General features: G+C 33.9%; 19 protein-coding genes and 1 pseudogene. 17 read left to right on the top strand and 3 right to left on the bottom strand.

All coding sequences use genetic code 11. The annotated features are described in order from the left end of the window. Window positions 1-53: 53 nt before the first annotated feature. A complete protein-coding gene (locus AW729_RS09045; protein ID WP_112124802.1) occupies window positions 54-1190 on the bottom strand; it encodes a tetratricopeptide repeat protein in 1137 nt (378 codons plus the stop codon). A gap of 13 nt (window positions 1191-1203) precedes the next feature. Further along, entirely contained in the window at window positions 1204-1920 is a 717-nt protein-coding gene (locus AW729_RS09040; RefSeq protein ID WP_112124801.1) for an anaerobic ribonucleoside-triphosphate reductase activating protein, read from the bottom strand. A 265-nt stretch (window positions 1921-2185) separates the two neighbouring features. Between AW729_RS09040 and AW729_RS09035 the strand changes: the two genes are divergently transcribed. Both AW729_RS09035 and hisC read left to right on the top strand, forming a co-directional pair. After that, window positions 2186-2650: a gamma carbonic anhydrase family protein gene (locus AW729_RS09035; protein WP_112124800.1), complete on the top strand. Its 465-nt coding sequence runs from the start codon at window positions 2186-2188 to the stop codon at window positions 2648-2650. A 54-nt stretch (window positions 2651-2704) separates the two neighbouring features. Then, window positions 2705-3805 (top strand): histidinol-phosphate transaminase, encoded by a 1101-nt coding sequence (gene hisC / locus AW729_RS09030; protein ID WP_112124799.1) that lies wholly within the window; start codon window positions 2705-2707, stop codon window positions 3803-3805. 63 nt (window positions 3806-3868) lie between these two features. Here the strand turns inward: hisC and AW729_RS09025 are convergent, their stop codons facing one another. Further along, on the bottom strand, window positions 3869-4324 hold the full coding sequence (locus AW729_RS09025) for a pyruvoyl-dependent arginine decarboxylase (RefSeq protein ID WP_112124798.1): 456 nt from the start codon (window positions 4322-4324) through the stop codon (window positions 3869-3871). 111 nt (window positions 4325-4435) lie between these two features. On the opposite strand from AW729_RS09025, the gene AW729_RS09020 reads away from it, so the two are divergent. The 15 genes and pseudogenes from AW729_RS09020 (at window position 4436) to top6B (ending at window position 20528) form a co-directional block, all read left to right on the top strand. Next, window positions 4436-4744 (top strand): metalloregulator ArsR/SmtB family transcription factor, encoded by a 309-nt coding sequence (locus tag AW729_RS09020; protein ID WP_112124797.1) that lies wholly within the window; start codon window positions 4436-4438, stop codon window positions 4742-4744. A 23-nt stretch (window positions 4745-4767) separates the two neighbouring features. Then, a complete protein-coding gene (lon, locus tag AW729_RS09015; RefSeq protein WP_112124796.1) occupies window positions 4768-7251 on the top strand; it encodes an endopeptidase La in 2484 nt (827 codons plus the stop codon). A gap of 372 nt (window positions 7252-7623) precedes the next feature. Next, complete coding sequence (locus AW729_RS09010) at window positions 7624-8460, top strand: bifunctional fructose-bisphosphatase/inositol-phosphate phosphatase (RefSeq protein WP_112124795.1); 837 nt, start codon at window positions 7624-7626, stop codon at window positions 8458-8460. Window positions 8461-8472: 12 nt separating this feature from the next. Beyond that, the gene (locus tag AW729_RS09005) at window positions 8473-9303 is read left to right on the top strand and encodes an NAD(+) kinase (protein WP_112124794.1); all 831 of its coding nucleotides are present in this window, start codon (window positions 8473-8475) and stop codon (window positions 9301-9303) included. A gap of 632 nt (window positions 9304-9935) precedes the next feature. Further along, window positions 9936-10193 carry a hypothetical protein gene (locus tag AW729_RS09000; protein ID WP_112124793.1) on the top strand — a complete coding sequence of 86 codons (258 nt, stop codon included), beginning with the start codon at window positions 9936-9938 and terminating at the stop codon, window positions 10191-10193. Beyond that, window positions 10190-10468: a type II toxin-antitoxin system RelE/ParE family toxin gene (locus AW729_RS08995; RefSeq protein ID WP_112124792.1), complete on the top strand. Its 279-nt coding sequence runs from the start codon at window positions 10190-10192 to the stop codon at window positions 10466-10468. Before AW729_RS09000 ends, AW729_RS08995 begins: the two co-directional genes overlap by 4 nt. 241 nt (window positions 10469-10709) lie before the next feature. Then, the gene (gene cfbE, locus AW729_RS08990) at window positions 10710-12053 is read left to right on the top strand and encodes a coenzyme F430 synthase (RefSeq protein ID WP_112124791.1); all 1344 of its coding nucleotides are present in this window, start codon (window positions 10710-10712) and stop codon (window positions 12051-12053) included. Between the two features lie 255 nt (window positions 12054-12308). Continuing rightward, window positions 12309-13181 carry a hydroxymethylbilane synthase gene (gene hemC, locus AW729_RS08985; protein ID WP_112124790.1) on the top strand — a complete coding sequence of 291 codons (873 nt, stop codon included), beginning with the start codon at window positions 12309-12311 and terminating at the stop codon, window positions 13179-13181. Further along, window positions 13178-14131: a Gfo/Idh/MocA family protein gene (locus AW729_RS08980; protein WP_112124789.1), complete on the top strand. Its 954-nt coding sequence runs from the start codon at window positions 13178-13180 to the stop codon at window positions 14129-14131. Before hemC ends, AW729_RS08980 begins: the two co-directional genes overlap by 4 nt. 16 nt (window positions 14132-14147) lie before the next feature. Then, complete coding sequence (locus tag AW729_RS08975; RefSeq protein ID WP_112124788.1) at window positions 14148-14738, top strand: orotate phosphoribosyltransferase-like protein; 591 nt, start codon at window positions 14148-14150, stop codon at window positions 14736-14738. Window positions 14739-15189: 451 nt separating this feature from the next. Beyond that, entirely contained in the window at window positions 15190-15522 is a 333-nt protein-coding gene (gene eif1A, locus AW729_RS08970; RefSeq protein WP_112124787.1) for a translation initiation factor eIF-1A, read from the top strand. Between the two features lie 28 nt (window positions 15523-15550). Beyond that, complete coding sequence (locus AW729_RS08965; protein WP_112124786.1) at window positions 15551-16495, top strand: arsenic resistance protein; 945 nt, start codon at window positions 15551-15553, stop codon at window positions 16493-16495. A 14-nt stretch (window positions 16496-16509) separates the two neighbouring features. After that, window positions 16510-17283, top strand: coding sequence for a serine protein kinase RIO (locus tag AW729_RS08960; protein ID WP_112124785.1), 774 nt, complete (start codon window positions 16510-16512; stop codon window positions 17281-17283). Window positions 17284-17643: 360 nt separating this feature from the next. Beyond that, a pseudogene (locus tag AW729_RS08955) lies at window positions 17644-18225 on the top strand (KH domain-containing protein); the annotation flags it as partial. A 659-nt stretch (window positions 18226-18884) separates the two neighbouring features. Next, the gene (gene top6B, locus AW729_RS08950) at window positions 18885-20528 is read left to right on the top strand and encodes a DNA topoisomerase VI subunit B (RefSeq protein ID WP_112124783.1); all 1644 of its coding nucleotides are present in this window, start codon (window positions 18885-18887) and stop codon (window positions 20526-20528) included. Window positions 20529-20536 lie beyond the last annotated feature (8 nt).

Genomic DNA, 20536 nt, shown 5'->3' with positions numbered 1-20536 from the left:
TGAAAAGAGTTGAAATCCTTGACAACATAATAAAAAAAACATTGGAAAGGGAGTTATAGGTTATCAAGACATACTTCTTTAAGTACCTGTGCATCCGGATTATCAGGATACATCACAAGTACCTTCGTAAAACATTCAATGGCATCATGGAAGTTGTCCAATTCCATGTGTGCCACTCCCTTATTGTTCAATATGATTGGATTGTACTTATCGGTCTTTAATGCATTATCATAGCACATTATCGCTTCGGCATATCTTTGAAGACCCAGAAGAGTATTTCCCTTACTTGCCCACATGTTTGCATCATCCATACGATTATCAAGACATAACTCTATTGACTTGTCATAGGCAAGCAATGCCTCCTCACTTTTACCCAACATGTTTAATATTGTTGCCTTTTCATTCCATACTTCAGGGTTGGTATCATCTATACGAAGTACATAGTCAAAGAATTTGAGTGCCCTGTCAAAGTCATTCAGCATTTCATATATCAATCCCCTCCAGTAGAGAACTGTCGTATTCTGTGAATTGATTTTTAACGCTTCGGTATTGGCTTCCAATGCCTTTTCGAAGTCTCCCCTGTTAAGATATGCTATTGCTATGTTGTTATATAGATATTCGTTATCCGGCTCTATTTTGATGGCTTTCTTGTAATGCTTTACGGCATCCCCGAATTGACCCAGACGTGTTAGGTTATCTCCTATACGATTTAAAAGGTATGTGTCATCCTTATCATATTCCAGTGCAGCCTTGTAACATATTGAAGACTGTTCATATTTACCCAGCTCAAAGAGCACGTCCGCCTTCTTAATTATCATCGTTTTTTGATTTATAACCGGCCCTTCCCATTGATCTGTTGGAAGCTTTTTAAATGAGAATATCTGAAACTCGTCATCCTTGTTATGATTGTTTGGATATGTTTTTTTCAAGTCATCCTCCAGTTCCCTGAGACTTTTATATCCCAAATCAGAGGCCAGCTTGGAGTCATGAATTATCTCATCATACGTTAAGATATTGACGCGGGTTACTTCTGCTTCAAATAACTTTTCACGTTCCTTTGAGAGAATATTCCAATAACAGTATAAACGATCGCCACGATATAGTGGTGTCTTCCATAATCTTCTTATTGTTATGTTACGTTTACCTGTTATTAAATCAATATCCTTGTTTTTAAATAATAATATAGGCATTTTTACACACTTGTTACTGTTTTTTTATAGTCTGGTTTCCAAATTGATTTGATTTAAGATGAATTTCCGGAATTTGAGTGTCTAGTGACTGGACAATCTCCAGTAAATCTTCGGGATTAGGTTCCGTTACATTTGCCAAGCTTGAATCAAATGTCAATCTATTTCTGAATTGCTGTAATGTATACATGTCACAATCGATATCAGATACAAGATTTACAACATCATCCTTTGTCAATAACGTGGGCACATATGTTGTACGGCACTCAAGAAATACCTTGTTTTGTCTTATGATGTCAATGGACCGAGTGATTAATTGCCTAGCATTTTTAGGATATACATCACTTATCTTATAATATTCATCCAGTGGGGCTTTAATATCCATGGCAACATAGTCCAATGATTTAATAACTTTCTCCACACCATCGGGGTGTAAACCATTGGTATCTAATTTTATAAGCAGGTTCTCTTTTTTTGCTTTTTTAATGAACTTTTTAACGACGTCAACATGCAACAATGGTTCTCCACCGCTTATGACTATTGCATCGATAAAATCGATATTTTCATCAACCGCGTCAAAAACCTCCTCCAATTCCCATGGAGCAAACTTTTCATTCTTCAACAACTGGGGGTTGTGACAGTATTTGCATCTTAAGTCACAGCCAGGTATAAACAGGACCAGTGCCATTTTACCTGGATAATCAAGTGAGGAGTATGTCGGTTGAATGTTCATTATATCACGAAAATTTTACTTGGGTAATTAAGATAATATATGTTAAAAAATATTAATAAAAGTATTTTTTTGAGATGATATATGATTACATGTCCATCTGAATTACATGTTAGCTGTTATAGTTAATCGTTTTAATATATCCTAATGAAAAAATAGTTGAAAAAATAGGCCAATTATTCAAGAAAGGGATAAAAAAGAAAAAATATATTATATATACATGTAACGATAAAATAGTATAAACCGAATAATACAAGGTGAAAAAAAGATGAAAAATAAAGCTAAAATATATGACGGAGCAAAAGTAGTGGGAGATGTAGAACTTAAAGATAACGTTTCAGTATGGTACAATGCAGTAGTCAGAGGTGATCAGGCCCCGATAAGTGTTGATGAAAACTCCAACATTCAGGATAACTGTGTGGTTCATGTAAGTAAGAACTATCCAGTTAAAATTGGTAAGAATGTGTCGATAGGGCATGGTGCAATAATACATGGTTGTACCATAGAAGACAACGTACTGATAGGCATGGGTGCCATCATATTGAATGGTGCCAAAATATCCAAAAACTGTTTGGTTGGAGCGGGTGCTCTTGTAACTGAGAACAAAGAATTCCCTGAAGGATCACTAATCATTGGAAGTCCTGCAAAGGCAGTACGTCAATTATCCGAAGAACAGATTGAAAGTATTCAGGAAAATGCTGATGAATATGTTAACCTAGCATTTAATCAATAAGTAAAAACATATATTATAATCAAGTATGAAAAACAAATAAATCCGAGTGAAAATATGGTTAATACTAGAGAGATTTTAAATGAATACACTACTTATGTACCGGGTAGATCCAAGAAGGAAATAATGGAAGAGTATGGCGTTAAAGAGGAGGACATCATCAAGTTGGGTTCTAATGAAAATCCATGGGGAGCTTCTCCAAAGGCCAGACAAGCAATCATCGATTCGGTTGATGAGATTAACAGATATCCTGAAAGCAATCATGAATACTTGAAGGAAAAGATAGCTGAATATGCCGGCGTTAATCAAAATCAAGTGATTGTCGGTGGAGATGGAGCCGATGAAATATTTGACGTTCTTGCCAAGGCATTGATTGACCCCGGAGATGAATTTATCGTACATCCTCCTACCTACACTTACTATGAATATGTATTTAAACAGCACAATGCAAAGGCCGTTTATGCCAAGTGGGATGTAAACAAGAATCGGTTGGATGTGGACAGTGTCCTTGACAACATAACAGACAGGACCAAGGCAATATTCCTATGTACTCCAAACAATCCTACGGGAGGACTTATCCCACGTGAAGATATTATCCGTGTTATAGAATCTACCGATGCATTGGTTGTAGTGGATGAGGCATACTGGGAGTTTGCTGAAGTCAACAATATTGATCTATTGGATAAGTACGACAACGTATTTATCATCAGGACATTCTCCAAGGTGTTGGGTCTTGCCGGTTTAAGAATTGGTTATGGATTGTCAAACCCGGAATTGCTTGAGAAGATGTCCAGGATAAAACCTGTCTTTAGTGTAACCGTTCTTTCACAAAAAGCTGTGATTGCAACGTTAAGTGATAAGGAGTATATCGAAAAATCCACCAGAAAGTCAATTGCCGAAAGGGAGTACCTCTATGAAAGTATTGATAAGATTGAAAACATAACCATCTATAAGTCAAAATCCAATTACTTATTAATGGATATACGCAGGACAGGTTTTACTGCCGCAGAGTTAGCTAAAGAGCTTATGAAAAGGGGCGTTATTGTACGGGACTGTACAAGTTTCCAAGATATGGATGAGTATTATATTCGAATCAGTGTTGAAACTCACCCTAAAAATGAGCGTTTTATAGAAATATTAAAAAGTATAGTTGAATAGTTATTATTCCACTATCAATCTACTTTTTTTACGGATTTTAGAAGCATTCCCATTTTTAACATGTTAATGTCGTATGGGATCATGATATATTAATGCTGCCACTACACTTGCTTTTTGTTCCACTTTATGTGTTTCCATGATTGATTTATAGTCGGTTATCGTAAGATTTCTTTTTTCTATCATGTATTCTGCCATGAATCTTGCTTCATCCATCAATTCCATTTTTGTTTTGTTAATTCCGGTAGCCTCTACCACACATCCCATCTCTTCTGCCTGGGCATAGGCTATTACTGCAGATATCTTATCGCCGGGAGTCTGTGAGTATTGATGTGCAAGTACACAGTTTGTCATTGCACCTATCTCCAATTTAGGCATGTCTACAAGACGTGCATTTGGCGGCAACATACTGGATACGGGTATTAAATTTACATTTCCGATTTTTGCATCAAGCAATGCATTGTCAAATGCATTTAATTTTGTTGGTCCTTCTGATTTTCCTTTTGTTAATGATATTTCCATTATCTCCTTCTCCAAAAAATATTTCTTCACTTATAATTATATTATACATTTAACTTTTTAAAAATTTAGATAAATGATAAGTATATAAGTATATGCTTATATAGTAATAGCATGGAAAAATTCAATAATGCAAATGAAGAGGAATTGGAAGAAACATTTAAAATTCTAAGCAATCCCAATCGTTTAAAGATAATCTGCATCCTTTCAAAAAGTGACGACAAGGAAGTGACAGTAAATCAAATCGCAAAAGAGTTAAACATAACACAACCCGCCGCTTCCCAGCATTTGAAACTATTAAAAACGTCAAGAATCGTGAAATCAGAAAAAAAAGGAAACAATATTTATTATAGAATCAATACAAAAATAATGTCACAACATAAAGAGTGCATAGATGCTTTATTCCAAATGATATTGAAATAAATAGATAGGAGAGAATATTACTTATGAATAATAATGATGAGAAAAAAGATTTATCATTTACCCAAAAATTAAGAGAAAATAATGAAATAATAACAGAGGTTAAATATAACGAAAATAAATTAACATACCCCCTATCCGCTCAAGAAGAAAAAATAATTGAATATGATGGAGAATTACCAATACTCGTAATTCCAAATACGGTATTTCTACCACATACCCACTTGACAATTCCTCTTGACAAGTTCAATACCGACAATCTGTTAAAAAGTATAAATGAAAATCAGGAAGGAATCGTATTAACTCCCAAGAAGATTACCGATGACAATACGAAAATGGAGTTCTACAATATAGGAAGCATATTGAAGATAGAAAACCTGGAGGAAAACGAGGCAGAGTATACCTTGGAATTAAGTGTGAAGGACAAGGTTGAAATAATGCAACTGACCGACAATGGAGAATATTATCATGCAAAATATAGAATAGTAACAGAAGAAAATACCATCACACCCGAAGAGTCAGAACAGATGAACAGGGATATTAATGAAACAATACTTGAAATATCCAAATTCATACCGAATTCGGAGGTATTCATCAGGGGACTTATTAACGAGGAGGATGTTGAAGAGAAAATATCCCGCATATTCCCATACATGAAAATAACAATCGATAAAAAACAGGAACTTCTTGAGATAGATTCCGTTAAGATAAGAGTTTTACGCATAATCCAATTGCTTATAGAACAAAAAGACGCCATGAGCATACAAATGGATATTGCCAGAAGAATCAACGAGAACATGAGTAAAATCCACAAGGAAAATCTTCTGCGTGAACAGATGAAGATGATACAGGAAGAGCTCAACATGACTGATTCATCCAAATCCAGAAAAACATACCGAGAACGAATAGAAGAGGCAAATCTACCAAAAGAAGTGGAAGAAGTAGCATATGAAGAGCTGAATAAACTTGAACGACAAGGACAGAACAATGCTGAAGAAAATATCATAAGAAATTATTTGGATACAATACTAAGCCTTCCATGGCATAAAGCAGAAAAACAGAAGATAGACATTAAAAAAGCTCAAGAACAATTAGATAAAGATCACTACGGATTAGAAAAGGTTAAGGAAAGAATAATACAACATTTGACAGTCCTTAAAATGAAGGATGAAAAACAAGGATCAATACTCCTATTTGTAGGACCACCAGGTACAGGTAAAACCAGTCTTGGACGTAGCATTGCAACAGCACTGGATAGACCCTACGTTAGGGCAAGCCTTGGAGGAGTAAAGGATGAATCAGAAATACGCGGACACAGAAGAACCTATCTTGGAGCGTTACCTGGTAGAATAATCACCGGTATGAAGAAGGCCGGCCAAAGCAACCCCGTATTTGTATTGGACGAGATTGATAAGTTAACTGCTTCAATAAATGGCAACCCTACAAGTGCCTTACTTGAAGTACTGGATCCCGAACAGAATGACACCTTTTCAGACCATTACCTGGAAGTTGCCTATGACCTGTCCGACGTATTCTTTATAGCAACGGCAAACTACTTGGAGGACATACCTGGACCACTTCGTGATAGGCTTGAAATAATAGAACTCAAAACGTACACAAATAACGAAAAGTTACACATTGCAAAGGAACATCTAATACCAGATGTACTTGAAGACCACGGCCTGACAAAGGATGACTTGATAATAGAGGATGAAGTTATAGAAACGGTAATCGAAAGATATACAAGGGAAGCAGGAGTGCGTGAATTAAAACGTCAAATAGCTGCGATAGCACGTAAAACAACCGAAAAGATAGTGGTGGACAATGTAGAAAGACCATACGTCGTTAGCAACGACATGGTATATGACATGCTTGGAGCTGAAAAAGCCCATTATGATGTGGTTGCCGATAAGAACCCGGCAGGTGTTGTGACGGGACTTGCATGGACATCGGTTGGTGGAGACATATTGTTTGTAGAGGCAATAATGATGCCCGGTGAGGGCAATCTAAAAATTACGGGACAATTGGGGGATGTTATGAAGGAATCGGCACAGATTGCACAGAGCCTGATAAAGTCACACTTTAGCCCATTACTAGAAGACAGCTTAAACAACTACGACATACATATCCACGTACCGGCGGGAGCAATACCAAAAGACGGACCGTCCGCGGGAGTTACACTTCTTACAACACTGGCTTCCCTCATAACCGGCATTCCAGTAGACTCCAAACTAGCAATGACTGGTGAAATATCATTAAGAGGAGAAGTACTTCCAATAGGCGGACTGAAAGAAAAATCAATAGCCGCATACAGATCAGGAATAAAAAGAGTAATAATACCTGAAAAGAACGTAAAAGACCTTGATGAAGTGCCGGATGAAGTAAAACAAGCACTGGAATTCAAGGCAGTGACAAGAATAGAGGAAGTTCTGGAAGAAGCATTGCACATCAAGTTACCCGAATCCAAGAAATTGAATTTAAAAATTGAAGAAATAACCTCAGAAACTTAAAAATGTTTTATTTAACCCCCATACCTTTTTTTAAAAAGATTACAGGCAATATATTTTAAACTAACCCTTAAATGAAAATTACCCTGAATTTTATCATCTTTATTCAATTTGCCCATTTCTAATTAAATATTCCGGCCAATACAATCCTTAATAAAATCACAAGCCAATCGATAATCGCTTATAACCAAAACAAGCACCATATATACCATATATGCTATCGTAAATATTTCAAAGTGATATCCGGAATTTCATTATTATTTAAAAAGGCATTAAAGACAAATATTTATAATATTTATAAATTTTAAAAATAATATTAATATACAAAAAAAATTACTTAAAAAAAAAAATTTAATTCAATGTGGAGTTTTTATAATGGATGAAGACAGAACTACCTTTTGGCTAGAAATATCCGATAAGATATCAGAAAATGTTGAACGTACCATAAGTGATGCTAGATGTGACCCGGATTTATCCATCATTACAAAGATGGGTGCTGATGGCACTCCTACACATAAAATCGATGAAATTGCGGAGGATTGTGTTATTAAAACATTAACTGAAAGTGGTAAGTCCCTGGTTCTTATAAGTGAGGAAATCGGTGAAATTAAAATTGGGGATGATGATGCAGAGGTTTTAATGATTTTAGATCCGCTGGATGGTACAAGCAATGCCATGCGCAATATGCCCTGCTATGGTATTTCAATAGCATTGGCCGATTTGACCAGTAAAACATTGGATGAGGTTACATTGGATGATATTGAGATTGCATATGTGAAGAATTTCCCTACAGGTGATGCATATAGTGCTGTGAAGGGTAAGGGTGCATTGAAAAATAATGAGAAAATAACCCCTATATCATGCGTTACAAAGGTTAGTGATGCCACTTTATGCAGCTATGTTTACCGTGCAAAATCAGAACGGCTAAGCAATCTTTGTTCTAGTGTTCGCCGTATGCGTATCATGGGTTCTATTGCCATCGAGATGTGCTATGTTGCCGATGGTGCATATGATGCATATATTGACATTAATGAGATTGTCAGAATATTAGACATTGCCGCCAGCCAACTTATTATAAAGGAAAACGGCGGTATCATTACTGATTATAAGGGCAATCCATTATCCAGCAAGTTAAAATTAACAGAAAAAACTTCAATAATGGCCACATGCACAAGTAAGCTACATGAGAATATGATGAACTATTTACACTAAGGAGACAGCAGCATGAAAATTGGAATCGTATCCCGTACCGATAGGGAGGATGCACTTGAATTGATTGAAAGCCTTGTAAACTACCTGGAGGAAAACAAGGTATGCATTGAAATAGAAAAAAGAGTCACCGATGTATTAACAGAATACTCAAAATACTCCACAAACATCAAAGATATGGACTCAGACATTGTATTATGCATCGGCGGTGATGGAACAGTACTTTATGCCCAGCACACCTTAAGCAAAAAGAAAATTCCAGTATTAAGTATCAACATGGGTACCGTGGGCTTTTTAACGGAAGTTGATCCTGAAGACATCTTTGAATGCATGGATCAACTGTTAAGCTATGACTTCTTTGTGGAAGAACGCATGCAACTTGACATAAAGTGTGACAACGAATGGCAAACTGTCCTGAATGAATTGGTGCTCATGACAAATCAACCGGCAAAAATGCTTGATTTAACCGTGTGCCTAGATGATGAAGTCGTCGATGAAATACATGCCGATGGCCTCATCATATCCACTCCAAGCGGTTCAACTGCATATGCCATGAGTGCCGGAGGCCCTATAGTAGATCCGCGTGTTGATGCGGCATTAATCATACCGATATGTCCATTTAAACTAAATTCCAGGCCAATAATTGTTCCAAGCAGCAGCACCATAACAATCAAATTCAACAAAGTGGATAAAAAAGCAGTAGCTGTGCTTGATGGAGTAACAGAAAAAGTATACAGTCACAACGATGAGATTAAAATCAGAAAATCAGAACATAATGCACACTTTGTAAGATTTACCAAGAAATTCTATGACAGCGTCAATAAGAAGTTAACGAAAGTAGTATAATACTTGTATTATAAAGAGCATGCATTAAAAAATGCAAATAAGAGAAAAAAATTTATCACTGAACGAAAATTTAAGATATTCCTCCAAAAAATTCTTGTATATGGCAGATTATGTGAAAACTTGACATAACTTATTTTTTCCTTTTTTTTTGAAAATATTTCATGATTTAGTTTAAAATGAACATATTTACGTCCTTTTCGATTATATTCTTGTTTTCAAGGCATTATTAAATATAAATTAATTATTAATCATAATATTCATATGCCAAGAGAATATTAATATATAGAACAATAAACGGCAGATGTTGATTTAGAGGCAGCAAAAAAGTTGTAGATTTAAAACAGAAAAAATGATGCATTAATTGTTAGACCATAAAAATTCCAGGATGAAAGTATATTTAAGTAACTATTTTACATTGACAAATAATGAATGATTTATGAAATTGTGGACGTTAAATTTAAAGCGGCAAAATTTAAAAAAAATAAAAAAAGATTCATTAAAAAGTAAAAAAACCAGATTTAATGCATAGATATAAACAAAATTAACATTCTATAAATGAGCATCCATCAACACCAACTATAAGTACTATAATTATTATAATTATTATAAAAGTTATAAGGAGAATAATTACTATGAAAACAATTCAGGTTTCAGATGAAGTTCATCAAATTTTAACAAACATGGGCAGTAAAAAACAATCCTATAATGATATTATCTATTCATTAATTGAAAAAAATAGGTGTATGGAAGAATTTAATGAAGAAGAAGCCCAGTATTATAATGAATGCATAGAAAAATTAGAAAATGACGATTATTCAGATACTTATAATGTTGAATTGAAAGATTTAGATGAAAAATTAGAAGAATTAGAATCCAAAGGGATAATATGAGCTTTAACATAATATATACAAAAAAAGCTTTAAAAAATTTAAACAAATATAAAAAGAAAAACAAAACGGTTTACAAACAGTTAAAAGAGGGAATATATAAAATAGAAAAAAATCCGTATAAATCATCAAATAAACAATTAGAAAGTATTAGATGCCCTAAATGTAAACGACATAAAGTTGGAAATTATAGGATTGTTTATTACATACATACAAAATCAAATATTATAGAAATACAAAATGTTATTGCCAGAAAATCAGATTATAATGAATATTAATTTAAATAAATAAGTATCATCTGCATAAAATTAATATTGAATGTTGTCCCATCAAAGATTATCATACTGCCAGACATCTTTTTTATTAGTATTCTCTTGTATTATTTCAGTTTTTATGACTGTCTTATCTCAGAAGATGCCGAATTACAAGGCACACTTTGTAAGATTTACCAAGAAATTCTATGACAGCATCAATAAGAAGTTAACGAAAGTAGTATAAAAAGTTCAAACGGGTTTTACTATGAAAAATAATGTAGTTATATGTGATGCCAATCATGGCGGACTAGTATTGTTGGATGAATATTCAAAGTATACATCCAAACCTCTTTTTTTCTATGACATTTATAATAAATTAACGGATGAGGATAAAAAGACATATTCTCAAAAATATAACGTTTCATTTATAGAAAAGGAATCCATTGATGAGAGTTATACGACAATTGCCCCCGTTCATATGAGGCCTGTAATCCATAAAGATTTCACCCACCATGAATTCACAGCATATCTTGTAAACAAGCATAGAAATAAGTATAACTGGAATTTCAGAATTATTCAGGTTACCGGTGTCAAGGCAAAAACTACTGTGACCTCCATGATTAAAGACATATTGTCCGATTATAACGTTCTTGTTTTAAACAGCAGCGAACTGTCATATCATTCAGATAACAGGAAGGTTGTTCTTAAAAGAAATCTTAGCATTACTCCCTCCAGTATTATTACGGCACTTAATATTGCACTTGAAGAGGATTTGCTGGATAAAATTGATTATTTTATAGCCGAAGTATCATTAGGCGTTATTCCCAATGAAAGTATTGGAGTGTTAACCAATATTGTTGAGGATTATCCCATTGCGGATGATAGTCTGAAAGCATCCGCCGCAAAAAGAAATGTCTTTAGCTGTGATAGGGTAATATGCATGAAAGAAAGCTTTGATAAATATTATGATGATGTGAAAAGAGATGCATTTAAAATTTCATTGTCTGATGCCGACAGTGACATGTACACATCAAGCCTAAATCTAGATATTAAAAATTCATCATTTACCCTTCATTATAATGACAAGAAGTATGACGTAACCTGTTTTGCATTGACGGATTTTTATGTATTGAACATCCTCTTTGCAATTAGCGTAGGGCTGATGTGTGATATGTGTATGGAAGACATACTTTTAAAGATTGATGATATCAACACCATCGATGGCAGAACATCATATAAGAAAGTTGGAAAAAAAATCATCATAGAGGAAATAAATCCGGGACTAAATACAACATCCATAAAAAAATCCATTGAAAATATAAAAAGATTAGATGAAAATTTTATCATAGTTCTTGGTGGCGACTATGGAATTACATGTGAAGAGATTGACGAGACAAAACTGGTAAACTACCTTAAAACATTGCCCAATAAAATAGTGTTAACCGGAAATCTGGGAAGGAATATCCATGGCAAATTAAATAAATCCAACATAACATATATCCCCACTCTAAACAAGGCCATAAATGAGATGATTAAACTAGAAAATAATGAAATAATAGAAGTTATCTATAGAAGTGAATATGCAAAAAATGTTGAATTAAATATATGAAAACATAAATACTGCCGGAGAATAACTGAAAATCAACATTTTAGATATTTGATTCGTTTTAAAAATTAATTGGATGATGAAAAAATAATAAAAAAACTTTATTAAATATATTGAACATATAATTATAAAGAGTAGAAAAATAATTAAATAGTAATTATTTGATAAAAGAGCATAATTTTTTATTTAATCAAAGGATAATCTGTATAATATTACCTGATATTTTTTAATAAAATAAGATGATAGGGGGTATGCTTATTGATAGTTGGTACAAGAGGAAGTAAACTAGCAACTACTCAAACACAAACTGTTGTAGATGATTTGGAAAGGATAACCGGAGAGAAAATAGAAAGAAAAATTATTAAGACAACAGGAGATAAAATTAAAGATTCACAATTATATAATATTGATGCCAAGGGTATTTTTACAAAAGAGTTGGATACTGCATTGATTGAAGGAGACATTGATTTTGCAGTACATAGTTTCAAAGATTTGCCTAGCGAATTAAATGACCAATTAACAATAACAGCAATTCCTAAAAGAGAAGCTACAAATGAAGTTTTAATATCAAACTATTCCTGGGATGAACTGCCTGAAAATGCCACATTAGGAACAAGCAGTGTAAGACGTGAAGCATACTGCAAACTTCATGACAAAAAGGTCATAACCAAACCGATTAGAGGAAACATTGATACCCGTATTCGTAAAGTTGAAGAGGGAGAATATGATGCTACAATAATGGCTTTGGCAGGTATCAATAGATTAGGACTGCAGGAACATATCAAAGAAATCTTTGATGAAAGATACATCGTTCCTCCGGCTGGCCAAGGAGCATTGGCTGTTATGACACATAAGGACTCACAATACAACGACATAATAAGTAAGTTAAACCATGACGATACCCGCCTAGAGGCCATGTGTGAAAAGACAATACTTGAAACATTAGGTGTTGGATGTCAATGGCCGGTAGGCGTTAATTCAAAGGTAAAAAAGGATCAAATATCCATTTATTGTGAATTATTAAGCCCTGAAGGTGAAATATTGGCAAGAATTGACAAACAGACAAACAAGGACAATGCCATTATTGCTGCTAAGTCTATTGGAGAAAAACTGAGAGATGATGCATTATGAAGCAAACAAACGTAGGCGTTATTGGAGTAGGAGCTATGGGTTATAACCATGTGAGGATATACTCCGAACTTGAAAATGCAAACTTACTTGCCATATCAGATATGGTTCGTGGAACACTGGATAATGTATCCAAGGAATTCAACACTGTCGGATATGTGGATTATGACAATATTTTACAATTAGATGATCTTGAAGCCGTAAACATATGTGTTCCAACCGTTTTCCATCATGATGTTGTTATGAGTGCTATTGAAGCGGGCAAGAATGTACTTGTTGAAAAACCCGTGGCAAGTCATATAACAGAAGCCAAAGAGATGATTGATGCCGCCAAGGATGCGGGAGTTATCCTTGCAACCGGTCATGTCGAAAGATTCAATCCGGCCGTTCGCGTAGCCAAAAGATTGCTTCAAGAGGGAGAAATTGGAGAAGTTGTAACTGCAAACGCAAAACGATTGGGTCCATACCCTCCACGAATTAGAGACGTTGGAGTTGCAACAGACCTTGCAATACATGATATTGACATTTTCAATTACTTGTTTGAAAGTAAGGCCGAAATGGTATTTGCCAACATGAGCAGTAACCTTAAAAACTGTGAATTTGAAGATCACGCAGAAATCATGACAAAATATGAAAACGGTGCATTGAGCATATTGGAAACCAACTGGCTAACACCATATAAAAAACGACAGCTTAACATAACAGGTGTGGATGGTATAATCAGTGTGGATTATGGAAGTCAGACCGTTACATTATACAAGGAAAATAACCATGTGGAAGAGGTAAAGGTTGAAAACAAGGAACCGTTGAAAGAAGAATTACGTTCATTTGTAAATGCGGTTCAGTCAAATAAAGAAGCCGAGGTAACCGGTCAAGACGGATATGAAGCTTTACGTATTGTTGAAGCTGCAATGAAATCATCAAAAGAAAAGAATTTAATATATTTAGAATAGAAAAAGAGGAATGAATATGAACTCACAATTAATTGAAAAAGCAACAGGACTAAGAAATAAAGGATTGACAACTGGTGAAATAGCAGATGAATTGAACATCTCCAAAGATACCGCCCAATGGCTAATTTTACAGATGAGTCAAGTAACCCAAAATAAACAAAAACAAAAACCTGATGACTTCGCAATCAATTGGAAAACCATTGGTTCAAGTTCCAATAGGATGCAATTCATATCTGCAGCATTAGCTGATTTAGTTGATGAAGAAATAGATACCGTTGTTGGAATAACAGTCAGTGGAGTTCCTTTTGCCACATTCATGGCAGATTATCTTGAAGCCGAATTAGCAGTATTCCATCCAATAAAACACATGAAAAATGAATCTTCACAGGGAGCCATAAGTCATAACTTTGCAAACGTTAAAAATAAACGTGTTGTTATTGTGGATGATGTCATAACCAGTGGTAGAACAATTACGGATGCAATTAATGTATGTAAATCACAGGGTGCAAAACCATTAGCCGTAACGGTACTTGTTGATAAGAAGGGCATTAATGATTTGGATAACATTCCAATTAAATCATTGATTAAAATCAATAAGGTAGGATAATCATACCCCCCTATGATCTATCTTATTTTATCATCTTTCCTTTAATTTTTCATATGATTGCTTCCTCATAAATACCCACACTTATTATTTGAAATTAAACAATCCCCCCAGACAACCTGAATGAATGTTGCAAACACATTTTCACTGCAGGATTATACATCATATAAAACAGACAAGAAATCTTTTTTTCAAATGAAATAATATGAAAAAACATTCATATATAAAACTAAGCTTAATTCTTCAATCATTGAACTGATTAAATAATAACTAATTTAAACTATTTCTTTTTTGATGCTTGGTTGCATTAGTTGAAAAAAGATATATACTTTGGATTACATAACTACATATTAATATAATATATATGGTAACTACAAAAGTAATACAAATTACTGATAAAGGATTATTTTAATCATATAATTACATCATAAATGTTTAATGGGAGAAATATAGTTTGAAAAAAGGAAATAATAAAAATAAAGGAAATAACAATAACCAACAGCCACAAGGCGAAAATATAAGAGTTAGATCACCTCGTAAAGGTGAAATTCCAGGTATTGTAGAACAAATATTGGGACATGGAAAACTTAAGGTAAGATGCAATGACAAAAACATAAGATTATGCCGTATACCTGGTAAAATGAAAAAGAGAATCTGGATTCGTGAAGGTGATGTGGTACTTGTCAAACCATGGGATTTCCAAAGTAATGAAAAGGCAGACGTAATTTGGAGATACACCCGTACAGAAGCCAACTATCTTGAAAGAAGAGGATTCTTAAAAATATAATAAGAATGTATAGCATGGAGTTATGAATATGGAATTAATTGAAAAATTAGAACCTGTTTTCATATTCATCTCCATCATACTTGGTTTATTATTTAATAATATCCCAATAATTAACCAGATAAGCCCCTATCTAATTACAATTTTTCTATCTTTAATGTTATTTACATTATTCCTGGACATACCTATTGAAGATATAAAACATAGCTTTTCCAATCACAAGTTCACCAGTACAAGCCTAATAATTAATTTTATCTGGACCCCCTTATTCGGATATTTTCTTGCTAATATATTTTTAAATGGAAATATTGATTTAATTATAGGATTTTTCATGCTTATTCTAACGCCTTGTACCGATTGGTACCTGGTATTTACAAAGATGGCCAAGGGAGATTTGGCCAGCAGCATTTCATTACTGCCAATTAACCTAGTGTTACAGTTAATATTACTTCCAGTTTATCTGCTGCTGTTTTTTTCAAGCAGCAACACGTTACAGTTAAGTGACTTGATAAACAGTTTGATAACATACATAGTCCTACCATTTATATTAGCCCAGATTGTTAAATACCTATTAAAAGACAAGGAATATAACGAAAAGATTACAAGCATATTTACAGATAACCAATTGTTATTTTTATGCATAGCGATATTTGGATTGTTTAATACTGAAAGTTCGGTTTTGTTGGAAAACATCAATAGTATTGGCGTACTTTTTATACCCCTTATACTATTTTTTATGGCAAACGGCTTACTTGATTATATCACATCGAAGAAGTTGAACTTCAGTTATGAGGAATATGCAAGTCTAACATTTACTACTCTTGCACGTAACAGTCCATTAGCGTTGGCCATAGCCATAAGTTCATTTGCAAATAATGAATTAATTGCAATAAGTCTGGTAATTGGACCATTGATAGAATTACCTGTATTATATATTGTTTCAAGAATATTGTTAAGTATCAAAGAGAAGTATTGAGGAATGTGGTGAAGATGGATAAACATTATGATGATGCAGATAGTCAAATGCGGAAATTTGAAGAAAGAAAACGTTTGAAAAGTGTTGAAGATAAACAGGTTTCAAGTGAGGTGTTTGATGATAAGACACTGAAAGTATTGTATAAACTGGCTAATCAGGGATATCTTCAAAGTTTAAACGGAGTTATAAGTACGGGTAAGGAAGCCAACGTATTTTTAGGAGTGGATGATGACGAAAACAATGTCGCGGTTAAAATTTACCGGATAGTCACCCTTGACTTCAAGAAACTCAACGAATACATTGCGGGTGATCCAAGGTTTAAAAGCCATGGAGGCAATAAAAGACAACTTATAACAGCATGGACCCAGAAGGAATTTAAAAACTTGAGCAGATTATACAAGTTGGGCACCCGTGTACCCGAACCCTATACCGCCAAGGAAAATGTACTTGTAATGGAATTTCTTGAGCATAATGAAAGTGATGCCAGTGCTGCCGTACCATTACATAAGGCAAAACTGGATAATGCAGAGGAGGTCTTTGAAGAAATTATCGACTTTATGGATGTGTGTTATAACCAAGCCAATCTCGTCCATGGAGACTTATCAAGATATAACATATTAATGAGCTACAATCATCCGTACATTATTGATTTATCCCAAGCTACATTAACAAGCCATCCTCTTAGCAGAACTTTACTTGAAAGGGACATAAATAATATAATATATGATGCTAAAAAATTTAATGTGGATTTATCATATGAATACATTGAAGATAAAATTAAAAAATAATTTAATTTAATAATAATTACTTATAATAACAATCGATATTAAGCATAAACTTATTTATACTATAGTATACATAAATTAGAGTAGAGTAAGATAAAGAGTAAATACTCCAATTATTTCTTTATTGAAAAATAAAAAATATGACATTGATATAGAAAAATATATGATATTCATAAAATGAACATATAACCTGACAAATCAAAAACATAATCTTAATAAGAACTCATTATTTTAAGATTAGAAATTAATTAAAAAAAAATAAACTACCCATAAAATAACTAAAATTTTAGATTATTTTTTAGAACATAAACCCATTTATTATTTAAATAAACATAAACATAGATATTTAAGGAGTTTTTTATAATGGTTAACATAGAATACTTAAAAATACCAAAAGACAGAGTAGGCGTAACTATCGGAAAAAATGGTAAAATCAAACATCAGCTTGAAATTATCACAAAAACCGAACTTAAAATTGACAGTGAAACAGGTAACATTGCCATCAGTTCAACTGAAGAAACTGAAGATCCATTGGCAATATGGAAAGCCAGATATATGATTAAGGCTATCGGCAGAGGATTCAATCCGGAAATTGCATTAAGACTGGATAATGAAGAGCTAATTCTTGAGATTATAAACTTACAGGATTATGTCGGTAAAAGTAAAAAGGCTTTAGTCAGACAAAAAGGAAGGATTATAGGTAAAGGTGGAAGAACCAGGCAGATTATGCATGACATGTTGGATGTTGAAATAAGCATTTACGGAAAAACCGTTTCGCTTATTGGTAAAATCGAAAATGTTCAAATGGCTAAGGAAGCCATCAATATGATTCTTGATGGTTCAAGACAGAAAAGTGTATATGCATACCTAGAGAAGATGCATGACAAGCTCAAAAGGGAAGAGTTTGATGAAATGATTCATGGAAAAGCCGATGAAAGACAATATTTAAGGGAAGATCTCGATAGTGATGTGGACTATACCGATGCCGAATCAGATTATAACCAAAATTCACTTGATGAAGAGTACGATGATGAGCCTGAAGAAATTTTATCAACCGAAGAAACCATAAAAGCCATTATACGAGAAACTGAAGAGGAAAATAGATTAAAAGAACTCGAACAACAATAAGAAGTATCCTTAAAAAACTTCTTAAATACTTTTTTTTGATTGACCGCCATTAACATGACTATTTTTGAATACTTGCTGATGTTATTAAAAGATAATCTTATTAAAATGTGAAATAACCTCATCGATAATTCTTCCAGGTATTGCATTGAGTATCAAGAGGAGTGTTTTTAATTTTTTTTTGCAAGTGGGAATACTTCTCAAGACCCCCCTAACTTATAGTATTTTTAGTAGGTAGGGTATATGCAATGTTTTATATTATAGCATTTACATATATTATAGTATACAAGAAAATTCATATTCTAATAATCACCCATGTATATATGCTTAGTAAATAAATATAATTTTTAATAAAAAATTAACAAAACAACCATTGAAATCAAATATAATCAACAGAGTAAACAAGCACAGTGGTTAATAACAAACAAAGACCAAGTAATACATAGTTGATTTAAATAAAAAAATTGGAGGAAAATAAATTGGAACGTGACACATCCGAATTATTCGAAGAATTTAAGGAATTAACAGCATCAGAATTTTTCAGAAGAAACAAACAGATGTTAGGATTTTCTGGAAAGATAAGATCACTTACTATCGTATTCCACGAACTTATAACAAACAGTCTTGATGCATGTGAAGAAGTTGGAATACTACCAGACATAACAATAGAACTTAAAAGATTAGGAAAAGACCATTACCTCCTAACACATGCGGATAATGGTCCGGGTATACCGGAAGAATTTATAACAAAGGTATACTGCCAAATGTTTGCAGGAAGTAAATTCAGAAACATCCAATCACGTGGACAACAGGGATTAGGTTGTAGTGGATGTGTATTACTCTCCCAGATGACCACAGGTCAACCGGTAAAAATAAGATCAAGATACAAAGACGGCAACCAGCTTAAAGGTATTGAAATGACCGTTAAGTTAGATGTTAAAAAGAATACCGGTATAATTCTGGACAGACAGGAATTTGAAACAGACAGAACAGGTTCAGGAATTGAAATTGAATTTAAAGATGTATCATACTCAATGAGTGAACAGGGAGCATACGAATACATAAGACGTACCGTAATAGGTAATCCTCATGCAAAAATAGTATTCAAAGATCCTACAGGAAGAAAATACACCTTTGACAGGGCAACAGACAAGATACCTCCACTTCCAAAAGAAGTACTTCCACATCCAAAAGGGGTAACCGCCGATGATATAATATACCTCTGCAAATCAACAAACAAAAAACGATTCAAAAACCTGCTCATGGATTCATTAAGTCGTGTGTCCGCGGCAAAAATCAAGGAAATTGAGGAAGCAACAGGCCTGGACATGAACAAAAGACCAAAAAGTATCACATGGAAAGAAGCAGAAGCCGTTGTGAACCAATTTGATCAAATGAAATTCATGGCTCCACCAACAAGTGGATTAAAACCAATCGGTAACGAACAGATAGAAAAAGGTATTAATGAAATATTACTGCCGGAATTTTCAACTGCCATAACCAGAAAACCACAAGCATACCGTGGTGGAGTATCATTCATCGTAGAAGCGGGTATTGCATATGGTGGAAAAGCAGGACGTCTAGTCGGCCAACAAAGAAAGGCAGAAATCATGAGATTTGCCAACCGTGTACCTTTGACATTTGACCAGGGAAGCTGTGCAATAACAGAGGCATTAAAAAGTATTGACTGGAGACGATATGGTGTAAGAAGCCTGGATGATGCACCAATATCAGTATTTGTAAACATCATATCAACAAACGTTCCATACCTATCCACAGGTAAACAAAGTGTAGCTCCAGAGGAAGAAATCGTACGTGAAATAAGACAGGCAACAATGAAAATAGCCAGAAAACTGGAAAAATACATAAGAACCAAAAAGGCTGCTAAAAATGAAGAAATGAGAGCTAAAATATTTGAAGACCTGGTGCCTGTAGTTATTAAACAATCAGCATTATTGGCTGAAAAAGACGTACCGGAATATAATAAGATAATGGATGAGGTAACGCACAAGGCTAAGATTATGGATATGAAAAATCGTCTTCAACAACCGGAAATTGAGCCAATGCACATAAAAACCGAAGAGCCAAAAATGAGAATACAGACAGATGATGAAGAATACTAGGGAGGTAA

Source organism: Methanosphaera sp. BMS, assembly GCF_003268005.1.
Lineage (GTDB): Archaea > Methanobacteriota > Methanobacteria > Methanobacteriales > Methanobacteriaceae > Methanosphaera.
The sequence above is the reverse complement of the archived record's forward strand: the minus strand, read 5'-3'. Positions and strand labels throughout refer to the sequence as shown.

Excerpts from the sequence above, each read along its gene's own strand:
- AW729_RS09045 (WP_112124802.1), bottom strand. The coding sequence starts at position 1,190 with ATGCCTATATTATTATTTAAAAACAAGGATATTGATTTAATAACAGGT.
- AW729_RS09010 (WP_112124795.1), top strand. The coding sequence starts at position 7,624 with ATGGATGAAGACAGAACTACCTTTTGGCTAGAAATATCCGATAAGATA.
- AW729_RS09040 (WP_112124801.1), bottom strand. The coding sequence starts at position 1,920 with ATGAACATTCAACCGACATACTCCTCACTTGATTATCCAGGTAAAATG.
- cfbE (WP_112124791.1), top strand. The coding sequence starts at position 10,710 with ATGAAAAATAATGTAGTTATATGTGATGCCAATCATGGCGGACTAGTA.
- AW729_RS08965 (WP_112124786.1), top strand. The coding sequence starts at position 15,551 with ATGGAATTAATTGAAAAATTAGAACCTGTTTTCATATTCATCTCCATC.
- AW729_RS08960 (WP_112124785.1), top strand. The coding sequence starts at position 16,510 with ATGGATAAACATTATGATGATGCAGATAGTCAAATGCGGAAATTTGAA.
- AW729_RS09005 (WP_112124794.1), top strand. The coding sequence starts at position 8,473 with ATGAAAATTGGAATCGTATCCCGTACCGATAGGGAGGATGCACTTGAA.
- AW729_RS09020 (WP_112124797.1), top strand. The coding sequence starts at position 4,436 with ATGGAAAAATTCAATAATGCAAATGAAGAGGAATTGGAAGAAACATTT.
- lon (WP_112124796.1), top strand. The coding sequence starts at position 4,768 with ATGAATAATAATGATGAGAAAAAAGATTTATCATTTACCCAAAAATTA.
- AW729_RS09025 (WP_112124798.1), bottom strand. The coding sequence starts at position 4,324 with ATGGAAATATCATTAACAAAAGGAAAATCAGAAGGACCAACAAAATTA.
- hisC (WP_112124799.1), top strand. The coding sequence starts at position 2,705 with ATGGTTAATACTAGAGAGATTTTAAATGAATACACTACTTATGTACCG.
- AW729_RS08995 (WP_112124792.1), top strand. The coding sequence starts at position 10,190 with ATGAGCTTTAACATAATATATACAAAAAAAGCTTTAAAAAATTTAAAC.
- AW729_RS08980 (WP_112124789.1), top strand. The coding sequence starts at position 13,178 with ATGAAGCAAACAAACGTAGGCGTTATTGGAGTAGGAGCTATGGGTTAT.
- AW729_RS09035 (WP_112124800.1), top strand. The coding sequence starts at position 2,186 with ATGAAAAATAAAGCTAAAATATATGACGGAGCAAAAGTAGTGGGAGAT.
- AW729_RS08975 (WP_112124788.1), top strand. The coding sequence starts at position 14,148 with ATGAACTCACAATTAATTGAAAAAGCAACAGGACTAAGAAATAAAGGA.
- AW729_RS09000 (WP_112124793.1), top strand. The coding sequence starts at position 9,936 with ATGAAAACAATTCAGGTTTCAGATGAAGTTCATCAAATTTTAACAAAC.